Raw genomic sequence first — 1,923 nt, forward strand, 5'->3', positions numbered from 1 at the left:
GCCAGTACCTGCTCTGGGGCGTCGGCCTCGTGCAGATCTGGCGTTACCGGGTGAAGGCGCGGGCCAAGATCATGGCCGAGGAGCCCGAGGCGTACGGCCGGGTGCCGAACGTGCTGGGCTGAGCCTGAGCCGATTGCAGGAAACCTATAAGTTCTTATAGAATTGTCGCAATTAGAGACGGTCAGGAAGGTCGCCATGTCCGGTGTCCGCGTCAGCGTGGTCGAAGCCGCCGAGATGCTCGGCGTCCATCCGCAACGCGTCCATCAGCGCATCCGGGAAGGGTCCCTGCCCGCGGAGAAGGTCGGCCATCAATGGGTCGTCGAGGTCAACGACGTACGTCGGATCAAGCATCACCGTGGGCCGGGGCGACCGCTGTCGGCCAAGTCCGCGTGGGACCTGCTCGCCGTTGCCGCCAGCGATCAGGCCGCAGCGGAGCTCAGCCCGCCCGCCCGATCGCGTGCTCGGTCGCGGCTGAGACGCCTGCTCGAGCAGGCGTCCTCCGAGGACATCGACGATGCCGCAGCGCAGGTCGTGCACGCCTTGCGCAATCGGGGTGTGCGGGCGCTGTTCGAAGCCTCGTCCCGCGACCTGCCCGACGTCCGTGACGACGAGCGCGTCCACCTTTCCGGTGTCTCGCTCGCAGCGTCGAACATGTCTGCCGCCGGCGTCGCCGAAGGATACGTGGCTGCCGACGACCTCGACGACCTCGTCGCGGACTACCTGCTGTCCCCTGCTCGTGGCTCTCGCGCCAACGTCATCCTCCATGTCGTGGACTCCGACGAAGCAGGCCCGGTCGCACTGGGTGACCTCGATGAGGTGGTGTGCTCTCCGCTCGCGCTCGCGGCGGACCTGGCCGAGCACGACGGCGTCCGCGAGAAGATCGAAGTCATCCGCGTGATCGCCGACCTGCGTGCCGCGATCGTTGCACGGGAAGCCCACATCAGCGGAGCGGATCATGGCTGAGCCCGTCGAACTGCCTGCGATGAACGACCCACAGAAGCAGTCGTGGCACGCCCTCATGGACCTCCACAACCGCATCAGCACCGACTGGACCCTCATCGGCGGACAACTGGTTCACCTTCATTGCGCCGAACGAGGCGCTACACCGACCCGCCCGACCAATGACGTCGACACCGTCGTCAACGTCCGTGCCTCCACCACCATGCTGGAATCATTCACCGGTGCACTGAAGGACATGGGGTTCATACCGGACACTTCGGGCGATGGCATCCAGCACCGCTGGCGGCGCGACCGGGCCCAGATCGACGTCCTCATCCCGGAAGGCATCGGCCAACGCGCGGCGGCTCGACTCGGCGCAGGTGGAGCCCCGACCATCTCCGCGCCCGGCACCACCCAGGCTCTCAACCGGAGCGAGCCCGTGCTCGTGACGGTCGACGGCCGAACCGGCACCGTCCTCCGCCCGAATCTCGTGGGAGCCCTCGTCGGCAAGGCCGCAGCGCGAACCGAGATCGCCGCCGACCGTGCCAGCACACGGCACTGCACCGACTTCGTTGTCCTGGCCAGTCTTGTCTCGGCCCGTGACTTCCGGGAAACCGCGTTGGTGAACAAGGACCGCACGCGACTGCGAAAGATGCTCACCTACTGCCGAAAGGACGACTCCGCGATGTCAGTGGAGAACGCCACGGAGGCCCTCGACCGACTCGAGCGTGCGGCGAAGCTGAACAACTGAGCCGTTCACCGGCCCGCCAGGTACGACAACTGCGCCCGCACCGACCACTCAGCCGCCACCCACAACGACTCGTCCACGTCGGCGTACACGACCTCGACGACCTGGCGGGGCAGGTCGGGGTCCTCGGCGACGTCGGGCGGCAACTGGGCCGGGCTCAACCCCAACCGCCCCAGGGCCGCCTCGACCTGGGCGAGGCGTTCGCGGCGGTGCACCACGTAGTGGTCGAGTACGGC

General features: G+C 67.5%; 2 protein-coding genes and 1 pseudogene. 2 read left to right on the forward strand and 1 reads right to left on the reverse strand.

Going from position 1 to position 1,923, the window contains the following annotated elements; genetic code table 11:
• Positions 1–195 precede the first annotated feature (195 nt).
• Both V6M39_RS07775 and V6M39_RS07780 read left to right on the forward strand, forming a co-directional pair.
• Positions 196–963, forward strand: coding sequence for a helix-turn-helix domain-containing protein (locus V6M39_RS07775; RefSeq protein WP_332643245.1), 768 nt, complete (start codon positions 196–198; stop codon positions 961–963).
• A complete protein-coding gene (locus tag V6M39_RS07780) occupies positions 956–1,690 on the forward strand; it encodes a hypothetical protein (RefSeq protein WP_332643246.1) in 735 nt (244 codons plus the stop codon). Before V6M39_RS07775 ends, V6M39_RS07780 begins: the two co-directional genes overlap by 8 nt.
• A gap of 5 nt (positions 1,691–1,695) precedes the next feature.
• Here the strand turns inward: V6M39_RS07780 and V6M39_RS07785 are convergent.
• Positions 1,696–1,923, reverse strand: a pseudogene (locus tag V6M39_RS07785) (MBL fold metallo-hydrolase); the annotation flags it as partial.

It is taken from the genome of Aeromicrobium sp. (genome assembly GCF_036675695.1).
GTDB lineage: Bacteria > Actinomycetota > Actinomycetes > Propionibacteriales > Nocardioidaceae > Aeromicrobium.

Bases quoted from the DNA above. Each gene is read 5' to 3' on its own strand.
- V6M39_RS07775 (WP_332643245.1), top strand. From the start codon at position 196: ATGTCCGGTGTCCGCGTCAGCGTGGTCGAAGCCGCCGAGATGCTCGGC.
- V6M39_RS07780 (WP_332643246.1), top strand. From the start codon at position 956: ATGGCTGAGCCCGTCGAACTGCCTGCGATGAACGACCCACAGAAGCAG.